This is a genomic window from Streptomyces lancefieldiae (assembly GCF_031845825.1).
Taxonomy (GTDB): Bacteria; Actinomycetota; Actinomycetes; order Streptomycetales; family Streptomycetaceae; genus Streptomyces; species Streptomyces lancefieldiae.
This window is the reverse complement of sequence record NZ_JAVRFH010000004.1, coordinates 263,740-282,951: the sequence shown is the minus strand read 5'-3', so window position 1 is coordinate 282,951 and position 19,212 is coordinate 263,740. Positions and strand designations below refer to the sequence as shown.

9 protein-coding genes are annotated in these 19,212 nt (G+C 75.3%); all 9 read left to right on the top strand.

What is annotated here, in order from left to right:
- Nucleotides 1-50: 50 nt before the first annotated feature.
- On the top strand, nt 51-923 hold the full coding sequence (locus tag RM812_RS06340) for a hypothetical protein (RefSeq protein WP_311571391.1): 873 nt from the start codon (nt 51-53) through the stop codon (nt 921-923).
- Nucleotides 920-3,598: a hypothetical protein gene (locus RM812_RS06335; protein WP_311571390.1), complete on the top strand. Its 2,679-nt coding sequence runs from the start codon at nt 920-922 to the stop codon at nt 3,596-3,598. The genes RM812_RS06340 and RM812_RS06335 overlap by 4 nt, the downstream gene beginning before the upstream one ends.
- On the top strand, nt 3,591-4,655 hold the full coding sequence (locus RM812_RS06330; RefSeq protein ID WP_311571389.1) for a hypothetical protein: 1,065 nt from the start codon (nt 3,591-3,593) through the stop codon (nt 4,653-4,655). The genes RM812_RS06335 and RM812_RS06330 overlap by 8 nt, the downstream gene beginning before the upstream one ends.
- Nucleotides 4,652-5,224, top strand: a complete 573-nt coding sequence (locus RM812_RS06325; protein ID WP_311571388.1) for a Pycsar system effector family protein — start codon at nt 4,652-4,654, stop codon at nt 5,222-5,224. Before RM812_RS06330 ends, RM812_RS06325 begins: the two co-directional genes overlap by 4 nt.
- A gap of 96 nt (nt 5,225-5,320) precedes the next feature.
- The gene (locus RM812_RS06320; protein WP_311571387.1) at nt 5,321-7,705 is read left to right on the top strand and encodes a VWA domain-containing protein; all 2,385 of its coding nucleotides are present in this window, start codon (nt 5,321-5,323) and stop codon (nt 7,703-7,705) included.
- A 112-nt stretch (nt 7,706-7,817) separates the two neighbouring features.
- Nucleotides 7,818-11,963, top strand: coding sequence for a tubulin-like doman-containing protein (locus RM812_RS06315; protein WP_311571386.1), 4,146 nt, complete (start codon nt 7,818-7,820; stop codon nt 11,961-11,963).
- Nucleotides 11,960-14,833, top strand: coding sequence for a hypothetical protein (locus RM812_RS06310; RefSeq protein ID WP_311571385.1), 2,874 nt, complete (start codon nt 11,960-11,962; stop codon nt 14,831-14,833). Before RM812_RS06315 ends, RM812_RS06310 begins: the two co-directional genes overlap by 4 nt.
- Nucleotides 14,830-16,935: a serine/threonine-protein kinase gene (locus RM812_RS06305; protein WP_311571384.1), complete on the top strand. Its 2,106-nt coding sequence runs from the start codon at nt 14,830-14,832 to the stop codon at nt 16,933-16,935. Before RM812_RS06310 ends, RM812_RS06305 begins: the two co-directional genes overlap by 4 nt.
- Nucleotides 16,932-19,205, top strand: a complete 2,274-nt coding sequence (locus tag RM812_RS06300) for a hypothetical protein (protein WP_311571383.1) — start codon at nt 16,932-16,934, stop codon at nt 19,203-19,205. The genes RM812_RS06305 and RM812_RS06300 overlap by 4 nt, the downstream gene beginning before the upstream one ends.
- The last annotated feature ends 7 nt before the right edge of the window (nt 19,206-19,212 follow it).

The following is a 19,212-nucleotide window of genomic DNA, read 5'->3' as shown; positions in this document are numbered from 1 at the left end:
AATCTGGGGGGACGGCAAGCAGACGGACCGGCAGGCGGCAGGGGGCACGGGTGAACGACGAGGCCATGGATCTCGCCGAGGCGCGCTACGAGTTGGTGATCAGCGTCGACGCCAGACGTTCCGGCGAGTACGACGACGTCGACAAGCCGCGCATGCGCGCCCGGATCTACCGTGTGCTGGAGACGGCGTTCACGCACGCCAAGGTGGCGCGGGACGCCGTGCACATGGAGGACCGCGGCGACGGCGTGCTGCTGGCGGTGGCCGGCCGGATCGCCGTGACCCGGCTGCTCGGCCTGTGGCTGGTCGAGGTGCACGAGAACCTGCGGGACGAGAACCGCGGCCTGCGGGTGCCCCTGGGACTGCGGATCGGCATGCACGTCGGCCCGGTCCGGCATGACACCCGGGGTATCAGCGGCCGGGCGGTCGACCTCGCCTGCCGGCTGGCCGACTCCCCCGTCGCGCGGCGCCTGCTGGACGCCGAGAAGGCCGACCTGGTGCTGGCCGCCTCGAACTCCCTGTACGAGGACGTGGTGAGCGGCGGCGGCAAGTTCATCGAGGCCGCGCGCTACTCGTCGGCCCGCCTGGAGCTGAAGGAGGGTGAGGTCACCGCCTGGTTCCACCTTCCCGGGCGGCCCGCGCCCAGGATTCCGGACGAGCCGCCGGCGCCCGTCGCCGGTCCGCCGTCCACGGGGGGTGCGTCCTCCGGAGCCGGTACGTCCGTCGGTGCAGGCGGCGAGGACGGGGCCGGGGACGACGACACGTACGGCGACACGGACGAGGACACGGACGACGCCGGTACCCCGGGGACCCGCTACACCGTGCACGGCGACATGTCGCAGCACCGGGACAACGTCTACCAGCAGTCCGTGCACATCGGCCGGGTCACCGACGGTGACCGTTCCCGGAAGGGCCGGAGCGAGTGAGCGACGAGCAGCGGGCGGACGGCGGCGCCGGCCAGGACACGCCCCGCAAGGCGGACGACGCCCGCGCACCCGGGGCCGACGAGAGGGCGCGGAACAAGGACCGGGACCAGGGGCGGGACAAGGACCGGGAGGACCGGGACCGGGAAAAGGGCCGGGACAGGGACCGGGACAGGGACCGGGACAAGGACCGCGACGACGCGCCCGGGGCCGACGGCGGCAAGGCCGAGGGCGGCGAGGGAGGCGGCGGGGACGACGACGCCGAGCGGGAGCGGGAGGAGCGGGAACGGGAACGGGAACGCGCCGCCGGGCGGTTCAAGGAGCACACCCGTGACCCGCTGGCCGAGGAGCAGGGCGAGGACGCGTCCACCGACCTCGCCGCCGCCGCACGGGCGCGCCGCGCGACCCGCATGCTGTTCGACGCGGGCCGGGACCTGCACACCTTCGACCGCTCGTACTTCCACAGCGCCCACATCGGCGACATCCACCTGCGGATGGACGCCCGGCGGTCCGGCTCGGCGCTGCGCAGCGGGCCGGTGCCCGACGAGGAGCTGCGCAGGCTCCGCCGGGTCCACGTGGAGCCCGAGGGGTACGTGCGGCTGCGCGAGGCGCTGCTGGCGCGCCGGCTGCTGGTGCTGGGGGCCGCGCCGGGCACCGGTCGCACCAGCACCGCGCTCTCGCTCCTGGACGAGGTCACCGGCCCCGCGGCGAACGGCACGCAGCCGCGGGCCACGGCCCGGGTACAGCGGGTCGACCCGGCCGGCGGGGTCCGGCAACTGGCCGATTCCCTGGACGCCGGCGACGGAGACGGCGGCCACGGCGGCAGTGGTGGCAACGGTGGCGGCCACGACGGCGTCGGTGGTGGCGAGGGCGGTGCCGGGGACGACGGGACGGGGCCCCGCTCCGGGTACCTGCTGGAGTTCTCGCTCACCCGGCCCGGCGCGTCGGTCCCCGACGAGATGGACCTGGACGGGCTCGCCGCCGCCCTGGCCCGCCGCGACGCCTTCGCCGTCGTCGTCGTCCCGGTCGGCTCGGCGGCCGATCCCCTGCTGGCCGGTCGGTACGGCGCCCTCTGCCCGCCCGCGCCCACCGGGGAGCTGCTCACCACCCGGCTGCGGGAGCGGCTGGAGGAACACGGCACCGCGACCGGGGCGGACGGTGCCCGCGCCGACCGCCTGCTGACCGACGCGGAGGCGCTCTGGAACCGGCCGGAGGTCACGGACGCGGTCGGGCTGAAGGACCTGCGCCCCGTCGAGGCCGAGGTGCTGGCCTCCCTGCTGGCCGGACACCTCCTGGGGGACCTCACCTACGAGCAGTTGCTGGCCGGCTGCCGCAGCCTCGCCGCCCGTCAGGCGCAGGAGTGGTTCGCCGGTGTGGACCGGGCGCTGGCGGCACCGGCCGGGGAGGAGCCCGACCGCGAACGGCCGGGCGCGGCCGGGCTGTTCCACCCGGTGGCCTTCCGGATCGCGCTCGCCGTGCTGGGCGGGGCCTCGCACAGTGCCGTGGCCGCCGCCGCACACCTGCTGACCTGGGAACTGTCCGTGCAGTCCGACCCGGACCGAACCCCCGCCCGGCCGCTGTTCTGCGATGATCCCCGCTCCGACCTGGCGCTGTCCCGGGCCGAACTCAGGGACGGCCGGGTCGAGGTGGCCGGTGCCGAGGTCCCGTCGCGGCTGATCTGGTACCGGGGGGCGGCCCTGCCCGCCGCGGTGCTGAGCGAGCTGTGGGACCGGCACTTCGCCGTCCGGACCCCGGTGGTGCGCTGGCTGCGGCTGCTGGCCGACGACCCGCGCTCCCAGGTGTGGATGCGGGCCGCGGTCGCCGCGGGCGAGCTGTGCGTACGGGACTTCGACCACGGCTACGCGGAACTGATCCGTCCGCTCGCCGACGCGGCCACGCCCCGGCGCCGGGTCTTCGCGGCCACCGCGCTGGACCAGGCGGCCGGTCACGACTCGCACCGCCGCATCGTGCACAAGGTGGTCGGCGACTGGAGCCGGTACGGCACCGAGCCGCTGCGCTGGACCGCGGCCATGGCGCTGGGCTACGGCAACTCCGCGGCCACGACCGGCGACACCCTGGACGCGCTGGCCCGGATCGGGGTCCGCGACGAGGGGGACCAACTGGCGGTCGCCTCCTTCAACGTCGTACGGCTGCTGGCGCTCCCGGACGCGGCGGCCGTACTGCGGCGGGTGGCCGACTGGACCCACCACAAGCGCGAGATCTACCAGGACCTGGGGCTGGTGACCACCGTCCGGCTCGCGCTCACGACGGTGGACGAGGTGCTGGTCGACGACGCCGGCTCCCCGCTGGGCGACCGCGGTGACTGGCCGCTGCCGCTCGCCCTCGCCGCGGCCCGGCCCGAACTCGTCCGCCCCATGGCCGACCTGCTGTGGACGGCGCTCAACACGCCGCGCTCCAAGGAGGTGGCGACGGACGCGCTGGAGTCCCTGCTGCGTTCGGCCGTGCGCGGCGACGGCGACGAGTGGACCCGGCCGGGGCTGGCGGCACTGCTGCCCGCGGTGACCACCGAGGAGCACGACCGACGGCGGCTGGACTGGCTGCTGCGCCGCATGATGAACGATCCGGAGGATCCGCTCCCCGACGCGCAGGCGCGCTCCCTGTGGTGGCTCGCCGTCGCGACGCGGGACCGGACGCGCGAGGAGGTCAGGCATGGCTGAGGACGTGGACGGGGCGGAGGCCGGGGAGGCGGGCGCGGCTCCCGCGGGCCCTTTCCTGCGGGAGTACGCGCCGACCGGTGGGTTCCCGCAGGTACGCGCCCGGCGGGCCTCGGTGCTGTTCTACCGCAACGGCGGGTACAGCGTGGTCACCGTCTCCGGCACCCGGCACGTCGACAAACGGACGTGGGCCCGGCCGTACAACGTCTGCGAGATCGCGCTCGGGACCTATCAGACACCGCTCCAGATGGACCTCCCGGCCGCCGGCGGCACCACCTTCTTCAAGGCCGAGGTGGACATCCACTGGGCGGTGACCGACCCCCACCTGGCTGCCGTCGAGGTCGTGACGGACGTCGCCCAGCGGCTCACCGCCCCGGTGCTGGAGCGGCTGCGCGAGGTCACCTCGACCTACCGGGTGACCGAGGCCGAGCAGGCCGACCGCGCGCTCACCCGGGAGTGCGCGGGTGGTCGCTGGGACAGCCTGGGCGCCGAACTCGGGCTGCGGGTACGGCTGTACGTACGGCTTCGGGTGGACGACCGGACCATCGAGCACATGGACGAGATCCGCAACGCGCGCGCCTCGGCCGAGCTGACCGGGGTCCGTCAGGACGCGTTCCGCGCCATGCTGCGCGGCGGTGACCTGGAGCAGCTCAGCTACATGCTGGCGGCCGAACCCGACAACGCCAAGGACTTCCTGGAGAAGATCCGCCAGGAGGGGCGGCAGGACGAGCGGGAGCGGGTGGACCGGCTCTTCGACATGGTCGCCAGCGGCCAGATCCAGTCCAACGACGTGGAGACGCAGGCCCTGAACCTCCTCAACCAGGGCCGGGGGCGGCCCGTCCAGGGGCCCATCGGCGCGGTCCCCGCCCGCCGGGAGCCCGCGCAGCTGGATCCGGCCCCCGCCGAGCCGTTCACCCCGGACTGGGTGGCCGAGGAGCCGCCGTACCGTGCCGGGTCCGGGACCGGGTCAGGTCCGGGGGACGACGTCGAGGACGGGACACCGCGCCGCCGCAGACGCCCGCGGGACGACGGCTGGTCCTGGGCGGAGGAGGACCGGTGACCGCCGACGACGGCGAACTGACCACCGAGGGCGGGGGGCGTGCCTCCCCCGACCCGGCCGGGCCTGTGCCGCACGGGGGTCGGCACTGCCCGGACCGGGCGGGGGAGCGCATCGCGGAACTGCTGCTGAACACGGTCCGCGAGGACCTCGGCCGGGCCGATTCCAAGGCGTCCGTGCTGCTGTCGGGAACGCTGGCGCTGCCCGCGTTCCTGCTCGGCTGGCACGGCGCGCCCGGCTGGCACGGGCTGGTCGACGTGCCGCTGCTGCTCGCCGGACTGCTCTGGGCGGTCGCGGTGGCCGCGCTGGTCGGGGCGCTCATGCCGCGCACCGGCACGGTCCGCGGCGAGGACGGGGTGACGTACTTCGGTGATCTGGTGGCCTCCCGCGATCTCGCGTGGCTGTCCGCCCGGATCGCCGAGGCCGGGCGGGATCCCGCCGGGTGGCTGCTCGTCCAGGCCGTGGACGTCAGCTCGATCCTGACCGCCAAGTACCGGGCCATCCGCTGGGGAATGGGGGCCCTCGCCCCCTCGGCGGCGCTGGCCCTGGTCTGGGGGCTGACCGCGCGCTGACCGCGCGCTGACCGCCCGGTGGGCCCACGCGCACGACGCGGAGACGACCCGCACACACCACCACGCAGAGACGAACCGAGAACCAAGGGGACGGCCGTGCAGAGAGCCTGGGGAAGACGGCGGACGGGAAGGGGCCGGGCGCGGCGCGCCACGGTCGTGGTGCTGGGCGGCGCCGCGGTGCTCGTGTCCCTGCTGACACCCGCCGGCCGCGATACCGGCCGTGACACCGGCCGTGACCAAGTGCCGGTGGCGGACTCCGAACCGGCCTTCCCGTCGGTCAACTACGCGGTCGCCGTGGACGAGTCCGCCAGCCTCGCGCCCGAGGACATGAAGGCCGAGAAGGCCGCCGCCGCACGCGTCGCGCTCGGCGACGTGTCCTCGTCGTCCCACGTCACCGTCTTCGGTTTCGCCGCCGCCGAGTCCGCCGACCAGCGCGCGGTGGACCCGGTGTGCCCGCGCACCACCCTGGACACGGCGGGGCGCAGGACGATCGGCGCCTGCGTGGACAAGCTGCGCACCCGCAAGGAGAGCGAGGGCACCGGCACCGACTTCCCGACCGCGATACGTCAGGGGGTCCACGAACTCACCACCGGCACCGACCCGTCGGAGCCCCGCGTGCTGTTCGTCCTCACCGACGGCAAGATGGACGTCACCGACAGCGAGAAGTACGGCGACCCCGCGCACCGCGAGGCCGAGGGCGAGCGCCAGCTGACCAAGGAGCTGGAGAACGCCCGTGCGCAGAACGTGCAGATCTGGCCGCTCGGCTTCGGGCCCGAACCGGACAAGAAGCAGCTCGACCGGATGGCCGCCGGCGGCTACCAGAAGGGCTGCCTGACCCAGCCCTCCCACACCCCGAAGGCGTACAAGGTCGCCGACGCGAAGGACGTCGGCGCCGCGCTGGGGAAGATCTTCGCCGCCGCGCACTGCCAGCGCTACGAGGAGGGGCCCAGCAAGAAGCCGCCGGCCACCCTGGAGATCGGCATCTCGCCGCTGGCGACCGTGGGCAGCATCGTGGTCGACAAGGGTGACCCCGAGGTCCGGATCACCTACCTCGACCCCAGCGGCCACGAGGTCCCCACGTCCGGCACCTACCGCAAGTCCCGCTTCGAACTGGCGGGCGGCGGCGGCACCGTCGAGGCGCTGAAGATCGTCGACCCGCTGCCCGGCACCTGGCGGGTGAAGGCCGAGGCGCCGGAGGGCCACCGCTCGCTGCCCGTCGCGGTCAGCGTGCTGTGGCAGGGGGAGCTGCGCGGCGCCATCACCATGGACCCGCCCTCACCGAGGCCCGGCGAGAAGGTCACGGTGACGATGCGGCTCCAGACCCGCGAGGGCTACCAGATCAAGGACCCTGAGGACTACGCGGGGCTGCGGGTGAGCAGCGAGCTGACCGGGGACGGTTTCGCCCCGCAGGCCCTGTCCCTCACCGACGACGGCAAGGGGGCCGACCCGGACGCGAACGACGGCTCCTTCAGCGGTTCGGTACGCATCCCCGCGGGCGCCGACGGCGCGTTGAAGGTGGACGGCACGCTGACCGCCTCGGGGCTGCGCGCGGACACCCGCAGCGAGCTCGGCCAGGTCGCGCCCGCCGAGCTCCCCGTCACCACCGCGCTGGAGCTGCCCCCGGGGGACACCCACCCCGGCGGCAAGGTCACCGGCACCCTCACCGTCCGCAACAACAGCGACGCCCGGCACACGCTGCGGCTGTCCGTGGCCGACCTGCGTTCCGGGCTGCTGACGATCGGCCCGGCCGAGATCCGGCTGGAGCCCGGCGACTCCGGCACCCGGAAGGTGACGGTCACCGTCGCCCCCGCCGACGTCTTCGGCGACCGCCTCGGCGACGACGGTCTGCGCCTGTCGGGCACCGTCACGGCCGTCGACACCACCGACGGCGACCGGACGCTGGTCCGCACTCCGCTCTCGGTGCGGGTCACCCCGGAGCCCGGGTTCTGGGACAAGTACTGGTGGGCGGTGGTGGCCGCCGCCGCGGTGCTCGTGCTGGCCGCCGCCGCGGTGCTCGCCTGGGTACGGCAGCGCCGCACCCGCCGGGACCCGCACGGACTGGTGCTGCGCCTGGTCTCCGCGGACGGCGAGGTCGTCGGCACCGATCACGTGGCCGGACACGGACACAAGCAGTGGTACGAGTTCGCCCTCGTCGAGCCGCACCGCGCCCCGCGCATCGAACGCCGGCCCCACGGCGAGTACGCCGTCCAGCGCAACCCCGAGGGCGGCGCGGTGCTGCGCAGGCGCGGCGGCGGCCGGACGCCGCTGTCCGTGCGGGGGCAGGTCCCGCTCACCGACACCGTGAGCCTGACCCTCGGCGAGGACACCCGCGCCCCCCGCAACCGCAGACCGGCGGCCACGGCACGCAGCGGGGCGGCCACCGGCCCCCGCTCCGGGACCGGCCCCGGCTCCGGAAGCGGGACCGGGACCGGGACCGGCGAGAGCGGAAGCACGGGCGGCGCCTACGACTCGTACATGTGACGCGCGGGGCGGGCGCCTCACCTCCGCGCCCCCCCCTCGCGCACCGCGCGCACTCCACGGACGTACCGAGCACGAACCTGCGGCCGCGACGGCCGTCAGCGGGGAGGAAACCATGAAGATCTTCCAGCCGATGCTCTTCGTCGGCCTGGGCGGCACCGGCGGCCTGGTCGGCGCCGAGCTGGAACGCAGGCTGCGCGCCGAACTGTGCGGCCCGGACGGCCTGGCGCTCACCGGGCTGAACGGCTACGCGCCCTACCAACTGCCCGACGGCCTCCAGTTCGTGTACGCGGACTACAGCGAGAGCGACCTCCAGCGGCTGCCGCAGTTCAACGTGGACCCGTCCCTGCGGGCCGCGTACGCCCGCACCTCCCGGGCCACCCACAACCTGCTGCCGAACTTCGACGCCTCGCCGGAAGTCACCAAGATGCTCCGGGCGAGCCTGCGCGAGGAGGTGGCCGACTGGCTGCCGCCGCGCATCGACGAGCCGAAGGTCACCCCGCTGCACAACGGCGCGGGCCAGCTGCCCACCGTCGGGCGCGCGGCCCTGTTCGCCACGCTGAGGCACGGCCTCGGCCCGGTCCTCGAACCACTGCTCCAGGCGATCGACCTGATCGCCAAGTCGGCGGGCGGACTGAGCGAGTTCGGCGGCGGCAAGACCAACGGCTGTGACGTGTTCGTCGCGTTCTCGGTCGCGGGCGGCACCGGGGCCGGCATCTTCCTGGACTACCTGCACCTGATCAACTACGCCTTCCAGCTGCGCCGCTTCGACGGGGTGAAGATCTACCCGCTGGTCGTGATGCCGTCGTCGTTCTCCGCGGCCTCCGGCGGCGGGCGCGAGGCGGAACTCAACGCCGCCCGTGCGCTGGTCGACCTGTTCCGCCTGGTCGACGGGCAGAACGCGCCGACCGAGGGCGCGGAGATCGGCGACCTCGACCACGACTCGGGGCAGGGCATCCGCTACCCGGGCGTCCAGCCCATCCGGCTGCGCACCGGCATCCTGCCCACGGCGTTCCTGTTCAGCCCGACGGCCGGCATCCGCGCGGACGACCTGCGCCGCTCCATCGTCTCCCTGGTGATGTCGCTGATCGGCACCGAACTCGGCGACGGCCGCTCCCAGGGCCGGACGATGGCGGCCGACGACGACTACCAGACCTTCGCCGCGAGCTTCATCAACCGCGGCGTGCACCGCAGCGCCCTGTCCCCCACCGGCATCGGACGGCAGGGCGTCTCCACCAGCCTGGTCGCCTCCATGACCGCGCCGATGGACCAGTTGGCCGACCTGGTGGCCGGCCGGCTGCTGCGGGAGGCGGTCACGGACCTCGTGGAACGGCCGCGCACCGTACTGCGGGACAGCACCGTGCCGATGATCCGCCAGCTGTTCGCCGACTCCCACCTGGAGGAGCTGTGGGAACGCAGGCAGTTGGACGTGCCCGAGCCGGACCCGCTGCCGCGCGGCGGCAGGAACATCGAGCAGGCGCTGGGCGAACGGATCACGGACATGCAGCGGCTGCTGTCCGACCTGCGGGCCGACGTCGCCCGCCAGGCCGCCGTGATGGCCGACCGGTTCGCCCCGCGCCCCGCCATCGACAAGCTGCTGCAGAGCGTGGACCCCTTCCTCGCCGAGCGCGTCGTCCGGGGCGTCCCGGACAGCGACGAGCCGATCGCCCGGCTCGGCTTCCTCGGCATGCTGGACAACCGGTCCCGCGCCCCCCAGCGTCCGCCCGGCGTGACCGACCAGCCGCCGAAGGCCCCGCGGATCAAGGGACGGCTGGCCGGCATGTCCCCGGCCCGCTGGGGCGACGAGGACGTCCAGGCGGCCGTCCAGGAGCAGGACGAGTGGTACCGGTGGCGCTGCCGCACGGTGTGGCACGAGGCGTGGCGCGAGCAGCAGCAGCACTGGCAGCCGCAGGCGGACACCGCCGGGGCCGACCTCGGGCGCCTGGTGAACGCCTTCCGCAGGCACAGCGACCAGGAGCGCAAGGTCTCCGCGCAGAAGGGCCTCGAACTGTACGAGGACCGCACCGGCATCTCGTACCTGCTGCCGCCGCAGCGCACCCTCAACCACTTCTACGAGGACGTCGTCACCCGGCTGATCCGCCGGGAGGGCCTGCGGGAGACCGACGACGAGGCCGCGCTGCTGCTCCGGCTGGTCGGCGGGGACACCTGGCGCACGGTCCACGCGCTCAGCCGCCGCAACCCCGAGGGGGCGGTGGCGACCGTCAAGGCGGTGCTGGAGGCGCGCATCACCCGGCTGTTCGCGGAGAGCGGCGAACGTCTGGAGGAGCGCCCGCTGCTGCCGGCCATGGGCACGCTGCTGGCCGCCGCGGCGGGCGACGCGGGCGCCACCGACCAGGTCAGCAAGGAGGCGCTCGACCTGTTCGGCCGGAAGCTGACCGGGCTGCTGCCGGTGGGCTTCACCCCGGAGGGGACCGGGCCGCTGCGGGCGCTGGTGACCTATCCGCGGGTGCAGGCGGTGGAGGAGGTGCAGGAGTACCTCGGCAAGACGCTGCGGCTGCCGTCGGACGCCAAGAACTCCGTGGAGTACCGCGGGGTGGAGAGCGAATCGGTCACCGTGGTCCTCTTCCGCAGCGAGATGAGCCTCACCCAGGTGCCCGAGGCCCGCAAGGTGCTGCGCCAGTGGGCCCGGGCGAAGGACTCCGAGCAGGCCCACGACGTGCTGCGCTGGCGCCAGCGGCTCGGCTTCCGGGACAGCTGGATGGTGAGCAGCGAGGAGGACCGCCGCACCATCCTGCACCGGCTGCTGTGCTGCATGTGGAACGGCCAGGTGGACGTGGTGGACGGCGACCCGGCCTCGCCGGGCCGCATCCGGCTGCGGCTCTTCCCCGAGGAGGGCGCCGACGTGCCGGGCGTCCGGCTGCGGCTGGGGGACTTCCCCGGCGGCGTGTCGAGCTGGGCGGAGCTGCTGCGCTCGTACGAACGCTGGACGGTCCTCGACGACGAGCGGATCGTGGAGGACTACTGCCGCAAACTGATGGGGGCGCAGCCGGCCGGACTCGCGCGGGCGGGCAGCGACCCGCACCCGCTCTTCGTCGAGCTGGTCGAGAAGATCGCCCCGCGTCAGCTGGAGCTGCTGGCGGAGCGTCGGCAGCGCGGCGGCGAGCGGGTCGAGGGCTGGGTCCGGCCGCTGTGGGAGTTCTGGGCGGAGACGCTGCCGGCCGCCCTGGACACCGAGTTCGGTGACCAGCGCGCCGTCCAGCCGACCCTGCGCACGTTGCTGGAGCACGTCCGCTTCGGCACGGTACGGCCCCGCGTTCCCGAGGACCTGCCCGCGCCCCGGCGGGCCGTCCACGATGACGACGACTGGGGCACGGCACCGGCCGAGACGTTCGCCGGGTACCGCACGAGGAGCGACGAGGCACTCGGCCGGACCGACGACGACGAGCGCCCGCGCGGCGCGGCGGCGGACGACTACGACGAACGCCCGCGCCGCACACCAGAAGACGACTACGGCACCGGGTCCCGCCGTGCGCCTGCCGACGACTACGGCACCGAACCCCGCCGCACCACCGCCCCCGCCGGCCACGACGAGCCCTACGGCACCGGACGTGGCGACCGGTACGACGAACCACCGCGCCGCACATCCGCAGGCGACCGCGGTGATCCCTACGGCACCGGGCGTGGCGAACGCCCCCGTCGCGCGTCCACCGACGGCTACGCCGAGCCCTACGGCACCGGACGCGCCGAGCACCCGCGCCGCACGCCGGCCGACGACCACGACCCCGGTCCCCGCCGCACCCCGGCCGACGACTACGGCACGGCCACCCGCCGCACCCCCGCCGACGACTACGCCGAGCCCTACGGCACCGGACGCGGCGAGCACCCGCGCCGCACCCCCGCGGACGAACACGGCACCGGACCCCGCCGCACGCCCGCCGACGACTACGGCACCGAACCCCGCCGCACCACCGCCCCCGCCGGCCACGACGAGCCCTACGGCACCGGGCGCGGTGAGCGGTACGACGAGTCGTCGCGCCACGAGCCGTACGGCGGCAGCCCTCGGGGTGAGCGGTTCGGGGCGGACACGGAGGAGGACCGGGACGGCTGGGGCACGCGCCGGGCCGGTGCGAACGGCTCCCGGGCGGACGACCGTCACCCCTTCGGCACGGACCGCGACGGCGGCGACCGGGCCGTCGCCGGAGACGACGCCGAACGCCCGCGGACGCCGTGGGACGAGCCGGAGGACACCGCCGCCCGCGACCGTGGCCGCCGCAACCCGTGGGACGGTGACGCGCAGTGAGTACTCCCGAGGAGTTCGGCGCCGTCATCCACCTCGACCTGCGCTCCGGCGCGGCGGAGCTCGACACGCCGCCGGCCCTGCGCGACCGAGTCGCCCGGCAGTTGGGCCAGGCCGGCCTGCCGGAGCCCGACGACCCCCTGTTCCTGGTCGTCGACACCCCGGCCGGCCTCACCGACCACCAGCCGCAGTACGAACTGCTCACCAGCTACCGGGCGGTGGGCGAGGTCAGGATCCTGGTCCTCCTGGTGGGCAGCGCGCCGGGCTCGTACGCGGGTGAGGGCGAGGCGTTCCAGCCCGACCGCCGGCTGGTGCGGCCCGCGGTGCTGCGCGCCTCGGGCTGCGCGCTGCTGTGGGCGGGCGATCTGCGCTCCGCCCGTACGGCGCTGGAGCGGCCCACACCCGACGACCCCGGCGCGCTCGCGGTCCTGGTGGACGTGCTGTCGGTCCCGGACGTCTATCTGACGGTGCTCGAGCGCCTGGAGGCGCTGCCCGACGCCGTCGCCGCGCCCGGGGTCCGGCTGCTGGAGCAGGACCTGCCGCCGGAGGTGCGCGACCGGGCCTGGCGGGACGCGCTCGCCCGGTTCGCCGGCGAGGACGCCGAACTCGCGCCGGACGTACTGGCGACCGCCTCGTCGGGAGCCGACCTGCCGGAGCCGCTGCGGAGCCTGGTGACCGGCCGGGGCGCCCGGGACCAGCGGCACCGCGACCCCGGCGGGGTGGCGGACGACGCGTACCGCGCGTGCGCGGACTCCCTCGACCGGGCCGAGGACGCGCTGGCCGGGCTGGGCGCCCTGCCGGGGCTGCTGCGGCCCTCCCGCCGGGAGGCGTTCGAGGCGGACGTGGACCACGCACGGCACGACCTCGACTCCTACCGGGAGCTCGTGGGCGCCGCGCTGCGCGGCGGCGGCGCGACGGCGTCCGCCGCCGAGGCCGCGGCCCGGCTCACGGCCCTCGGGCTGCGGGTGCCCTCGGCGGAGGGCACGGGCGAGCGGATCGGCGAGGGACTGAAGGAGTTCGCCGGGAAACTGCTGGGCCAGGGCCTGACCCTGCGGTCGGTGGCCCAGCGCTTCACCGGCCTGGCCGGCCGGGTGGAGCCGGTGCCGGGTACGGCACTGCTGCCGAAGCTCGCCGCGTGCTCGGCCGGTGACGCGACGGGCCATGCCGGTGCCCAGGGCGGGCCGGGGGGCCGGGCGGCCGGCGCGGAGGTCGCCGGTCCGGTGGCGGCGGCCGTGGCGGGCCTGCTCGGCGCGCTGTGGCAGGGGCCCTTCCTCGCACTGGCGCTCGCCGTCCCGCTGCTGTTCGTCGGCATGGCGGTGCTCGGCACGGCCCGGCTGCGGGGGACCGGACGTCCCGGCCGCTGGGCCGTGGCCCCCCGCGTCGCGGCCGTCGTCGGCGCCGCGGCCGGAGCGGCCCTGGCGTACGCGGCCGATCCCGCGCGCTGGGTGAGCACCGTGGCCCTGCTGGTGGCCCTCGGCGTCGCGGCCGAGACGGTACGCCGGCTCTGGCGCGCGGCGGCCGGCGCCTGGGCCCCGGGCCACGCCACCGCCGCACTCCGCCGCGCCCTGGACGAACTCGACGCGCTGCTCGCCGAGGCGGTCCGGGAGCACTGGGCCGTGGAGGAGCGCCTGTACTGCGCCGACGCGGCCCGGTCCGTCGCCGGCATGCTGCGGGCCACGGCCGCCGCCGCGGAGGCCGAGGCGGCGCCCGAGACGGAGCGGCCCGTGTCCGGCGGCGGGGACGACGCCGGGACGCTCGCCGAGGACGACTGGCTCTCCAGTACCTCGGTCCTGGAGACGGACGCCTTCGCCGGGGACGACGGCGCCGACGCCGACTGGGCGAGTCCGTACACCCGGCGCGACGAACAGCCCTCGTGGGACGAACCCGCCGGGGACAGGCCGGCTGCCGGGGCCCCGTGGGAGGACCGCGCCGCGAGCGCGCCGCGCTGGCTGGACCGGGAGAACGGCGAGGGCGGTCCGGAGCTGGTCGCCACGCTGGCCGCCGACCTGACGGACGCCGCGCTGGTGGCGATGGGGCCCTACTGGGGGGCCGTGGAGCGCGGACAGGCCGGCGCCCTGGCCGTCCGCCGCACCGAGGAACGGGTGCGGGAACTGCTGTCGGCCGCCCGCCGGCACCTGCGGCACAACGGCGTACTGGCGCCGCCCCCGTTCGCAGCCGCCCGCCGGGTCCGCGCCACCTCGGCGAGCCTGCTGGGCACCGACCCGCGGGGCCTCGCCGAACTCGTCGGCACGGAGGCCGACCGGCAGGCCGTGGTGCAGCTGTCCTCACCCGAGCAGGGCACGCTGCTCAGCCGCGACCCGGCCGCCGCGGTGTGGATCAGGTTCGCCCCGCAGGCCGTGCGGGACGAGATCGAGAAGGCGTGGCAGGCGGGCGGTGCGACGCCGCCGGCCGCGGTGCTGTGGACGTCGTCCGGTCGGTACGCCGGCCTGCTGCGGCTCACCCCCCTGCGGATGGGCGTGGTGGACACCGTCCGCCCCCGCCAGAGCCCCGGCCCGGGCGGTTCGGACACGTACGGACGGCCCGACGCGTACGGCGCACGGAACCCGTACGAGCGGCCCGCCTCCTACGACCGGGCCCCCTCCTACGACCGGGCCCTCCCGTACGACGGGACGGACGCGTACGACGGGACGGACGCGTACGACCGCACCGGCAGCACGTACGACGAGACGGCCTCCTACGACCGGACCGGCCCGTACGGCGACACGGACCCGTACGGGCGCCCGGACGGCCACGACCCGGCGTACGACCGGACGGACACCCACGACCGCACGGACCCGTACGACCGTGCCGGCCCATACGACCCGGCCGACCCGGCCGACCCGTACGAACGAGGGGACGGCGATCTCCGGTGACCAGCACCACACACCGGCACACGACGGGACCCGGCGGTCCGCGGGCGGCGACGCTCGCGTTCACCACGCCCTCGGGGCGGCGCCGCGTCGCCCCGGTGCGCCTGGGGCGCGAGTCCCGTCGTGATCCCCTGCTGCCCCAACTGGTCCGCAACGGCCTGCTCGACGACGAGGGACAGCAGTGCGTGCAGGTACGCCTGACCGCCGCCGACGCCGCGAACCCGGGGGCGCGTGAGCTGCTGGACACGGAGGCGGGCACCGCCCTGTCCCTGCACCGGACGCTCGACGACACCGAGTACGCGGGGCTCTTCCCGCGGATCATCGGCTACGACCTGGACGCGACGGAGCCGTTCCTGCTGTACGCGGCACCGCGCGGCACCGCCGCCGCGCGGACCCATGTGATGTCCGCGACCGACCAGCGGGGTTTCACCCGGGACCTGCTGCTGGCCCTGTACGTGCTGGACCGCCAGGGGCTGGTGCCGTGCGGCGTCTCGCCCGGCACCGTGCTGTGGGACGGCGCCTCGGCCCAGCTCTGGGGGTTGGAGGGGGTGGCCCGTGCCGGGCGGCCGAGGCGGCCCTGGGGCCGGTCGCCCTACTGCTCGCCCGAACAGCGCCGGGGCGAGGGGCTCACCGACTCCCGGGACGCGGTGTGGAGCGCGGCCCAGGTGCTCTACCAGCTCGTGACCGGCAGGCCCGGCCACGCCGACCGGGCGCCCGCCGACCTCGACGAGCACCGGCTGCTCGCCCGGACGCTGCGCGACGCGTTCGCCCCGCGGGCCGCCGACCGGCCCACACCCGCCGAACTGCTCGACCTGCTGGCGCCGGGTGCCACCCGCCGCGTCGCGCTCGCCGCCCCCGAGGCGGAGCCGCCCACCCACCAGGAGGACGGCTTCGAGCAGGCGCTGCGGCTCAAGCGCCGGACGCCCGCTCCCGCCGCGGAGTCCGCGCCGGGAGCGACGGCCGGGAACGGTGACGGCGGGGTGCTCTGCCCGTACTGCCTGGAGACCATCCGGCTCGACCTCACGGCGCTGTACGTCACCGACAGCAGGATGCAGTACCAGCCCCTGGACCCCGCCGGCATCGGCAACCCCCTGCGTCGGCAGGACGTCATGCGCGGCGCCGTCCAGAAGTGCACGGCCGACCCGGGCTTCCCCGAGCACTTCATCCCGGTGCCGTACCTCACCTACGGGCGACCGCTGACCGTCGCGATGGTCGGCCAGTCCTCCACCGGCAAGAGCCATCTGCTGACCCAGATGATCGCGGCGATCACCGACGGCGGTCTGGAGCCGTTCGGCCTCAAGTGGCAGTCGGTCAACCCCGAGCAGCACGCCCGCTTCGTACGGGAGCGGGTGCAGCCGTTGCGCAACGGCAAGGTCCTGGACCACACCGCGGGCGTCGGTCTGGAGGGCTTCGCCCGCTTCGTGGAGTCCCTGCTGATCACCGACGCCCACGGGCGGGTACGGCCGGTCGCCTTCTTCGACCTCGGCGGCGAGGACCTGGTGCGGACCGACGCGGCGCTGCGGTTCCTGCTCGGCATCGACGCCCTGGTCTTCGTCGTCGACCCGGCGCTGGCCCTTCCGCTGCCGCACCTGGACCACGCGAGGGAACGTCTGGGGGTGGAGGTGAACCGGGACGGCGACCTCGCCTTCGGCACCGTCCTGGACCGGCTGCCGAAGACCGGCCCGTACCTGGACGTGGCGGCCGCGATGGTGCTGGGCAAGGCGGACCTGCTCCGGTTCCAGCCGCCCGTCGACCGGTGGCTGGACCGGCCGCCGACGACCTCTTTGGACGCCGCGCTGATGCGGGAGGAGAGCCGGGACGTCCACCGGCTGCTGCACCGGTACGCCGGCCCGGCGTGGCTGCGGCCCTTCGACGCGATCCGCCGCTGCACCCTGCACGTCGCCTCCGCCACCGGCGGCCAGGAGGACCACGGCCGCTACCCGGCCGGGGCGGGTCCCCGACGGGTGCTGGAGCCGCTGTTGTCGCTGCTCGCGATGCACGGGCTCATCGAGGTACCGGGCGGCGCCGAGACGTTCGCCCTGGGTGAGACGCCCGCGTTCGAGGCGGTGCCGGTGGAGGACTCCCGAGGAGGGGAGCGGACATGAGCGACGTACAGAGCGGAAACCCGGGCCGCGGGGAGGCGGTCGGTCCGCGCGGGCCGGGCGGTGGCACGGACTCGGTGCACCAGGTCGTCTTCCGGTGGGACGGCAACCACGGCCGCCAGGGCACCGGCATGAACGCCGTCGCCCGTTCCTGCACGGCCGAGCGCGCCGAGGAAGTGGGCCGGGAGCTGGGCCCGTTGCTGTGGGTGTCCGGCACCGCCGCCTCGCGGCCGAGCACCGTGCGCGTCCTGTCCCACGACGGGGGCGTCATGCTGGTCCGCCGCTGGCCCACGACCGACCGGGGCGGGCGGCCCAGTACGGTCAGCCATGTCCTGGTCGGCGGCCGGGGCACGCTGAAGACACGTCAGTGCCTCGGACTCGCGTACGGCGGCTGGAGCCGGCAGGAGATCGCCGAGACGGCGTCCGGCCTGCAGCACACGGTGGACTGCGCGCACCTCGACCGGCTGGCGCGCCGACGGCTGCCGGAGATGCTGGATCGGCTGCCGACGGTCAGGGACACGCTGACCGTGGTCACCGCGGAGTGGCTGCGCGACCCCACCCAGCGGGTGTCCTTGCTGACCGAGCCCGGGGAGCGGCGGTCCGGCCACCCGGAGCAGGACGAGGCCCCGCTGGTCTACCTGGGGCTGTTCCTGGTCTTCGGAACCTGGCTGCAGCAGGAGTGGACCTTCGCCACCTACGACGCGGTGGACACCCATCCGCTGCGGCTGATGTACGTACCGCGCTGGGAGGAGGACACCGGCGGGTCCGGCCCGCTGGCCCGGGTGACCGGGCGTCCCGTGTCCGACCCCGGTTTCGAGCACTGGGCGGCGGACCGGCTGGTGGACCACCTCCTCGCGCACCGGGAGGCACGTTCCGGGGTGCCGCAGCTGGTCGACGAGTTCCCCGACGGGGCGACGTGGGACCGGACGCGGCGACGCGAACGGCTCCGGGAGATCCTCGGCCCGGACCAGTACGGCATGGACCGACACGGCCCGGACCAGTACGGCCCGGACCAGTACGGCATGGACCGACACGGCCCGGACCAGGCCGGCGTGGACCGAAACGGCCCGGACCGAGCCGACATGAACCGCCACGGCCCGGACCAGGCCGGCGTGGACCGACACGGCACCGGCGTACACGGCGCCGACCAGCACGTCACAGACCGGCACGGCACCGACCGGCACGGCACCGGCCGAGCCGGCGCGCATCGCCCGGTTTCGTCCACGGGGCGACCGGCACCGGCCACGGGTCGGCCGACTGTTCCGGCGCAGGGACCGGCCCCGGCCTCGCCTCCGGCCCCGGAACCACCCCCCGCCCCTGAGCCGACCCCGGCCCGAGAACCGGCCCCAGCCCCCGAACCGGACCGGGAGAGCAACCCGGCGGCACGCACCCCCGACCCGTACTCCGGCCCCCCGTACACGGTGACGCGCCCGGCCTCGTACGCCGACCCCCACGAGGGCCCGAACCCGCCGCGGTACGCGGACCCGTACCCGGTGACACCCGCCCGCGAGCCCGGCCCCGGCGGCCCCCGTCGCGATCACGCACGCGACCTGCACGCACTGCACCAGGACCTGCGGGACCCCCAGCGCAGAGACCCCATGCACCGCGAGGTGGTGAGGACGCGGCTGCGCGCGCTGCCCGACGAGGCACTGGTGCGGGAGCTGCGCTCCGAGGACCTGCCACCGGAATCCGCGGACCTCCTGCTCGACGAGCTGGGCGACCCCCACCGCCTCGGGACGCGCCAGGAGGCGACGCAGCACGCGCTGTGCGAGCACGTGCTCCGCAAGAACCTGTACTTCTCACCGCACGGACAGCCCGGGGGCACCGTGTCGAGGACGGCCATGGCCGACCGCGCGGCCCTCCTCTTCACCTGGGCCGTCGCCCCTCTGGCCCGCGACACGCGCTATCTGACCGACCTGCGCGAGCTGCTGCACCGCATGCTCCGGGACCCCAGCGTCACCGCGGGCAACTGGCTGCACAAGGCCATCGTCGCGCCCGCGAACGGCCAGGCCCCGGACCTGCCGCCCGAACTGTGGCAGCAGATCGTGCGCGACGCGCTGCACCGCAACGCCGGTCCCTCCGCCGCTCCCCCGCCACCGTCCGCGGCGACGTCGACGCCGACCCTGCGGGCGCCGGACGAACCGGCGCCGGAGCGGCCCGACTTCACGGCCCGGCTCAGCGAGCAGCTGAACAAGCCCGGTTGTCTCATGGGGACCGGAGTGGGGGTGATCGTCGTACTCCTCACCGTCGTCCTGATCCTCAGCACCACCTGACCGTCCC

Bases quoted from the DNA above. Each gene is read 5' to 3' on its own strand.
- RM812_RS06300 (WP_311571383.1), top strand. From the start codon at position 16,932: ATGAGCGACGTACAGAGCGGAAACCCGGGCCGCGGGGAGGCGGTCGGT.
- RM812_RS06315 (WP_311571386.1), top strand. From the start codon at position 7,818: ATGAAGATCTTCCAGCCGATGCTCTTCGTCGGCCTGGGCGGCACCGGC.
- RM812_RS06330 (WP_311571389.1), top strand. From the start codon at position 3,591: ATGGCTGAGGACGTGGACGGGGCGGAGGCCGGGGAGGCGGGCGCGGCT.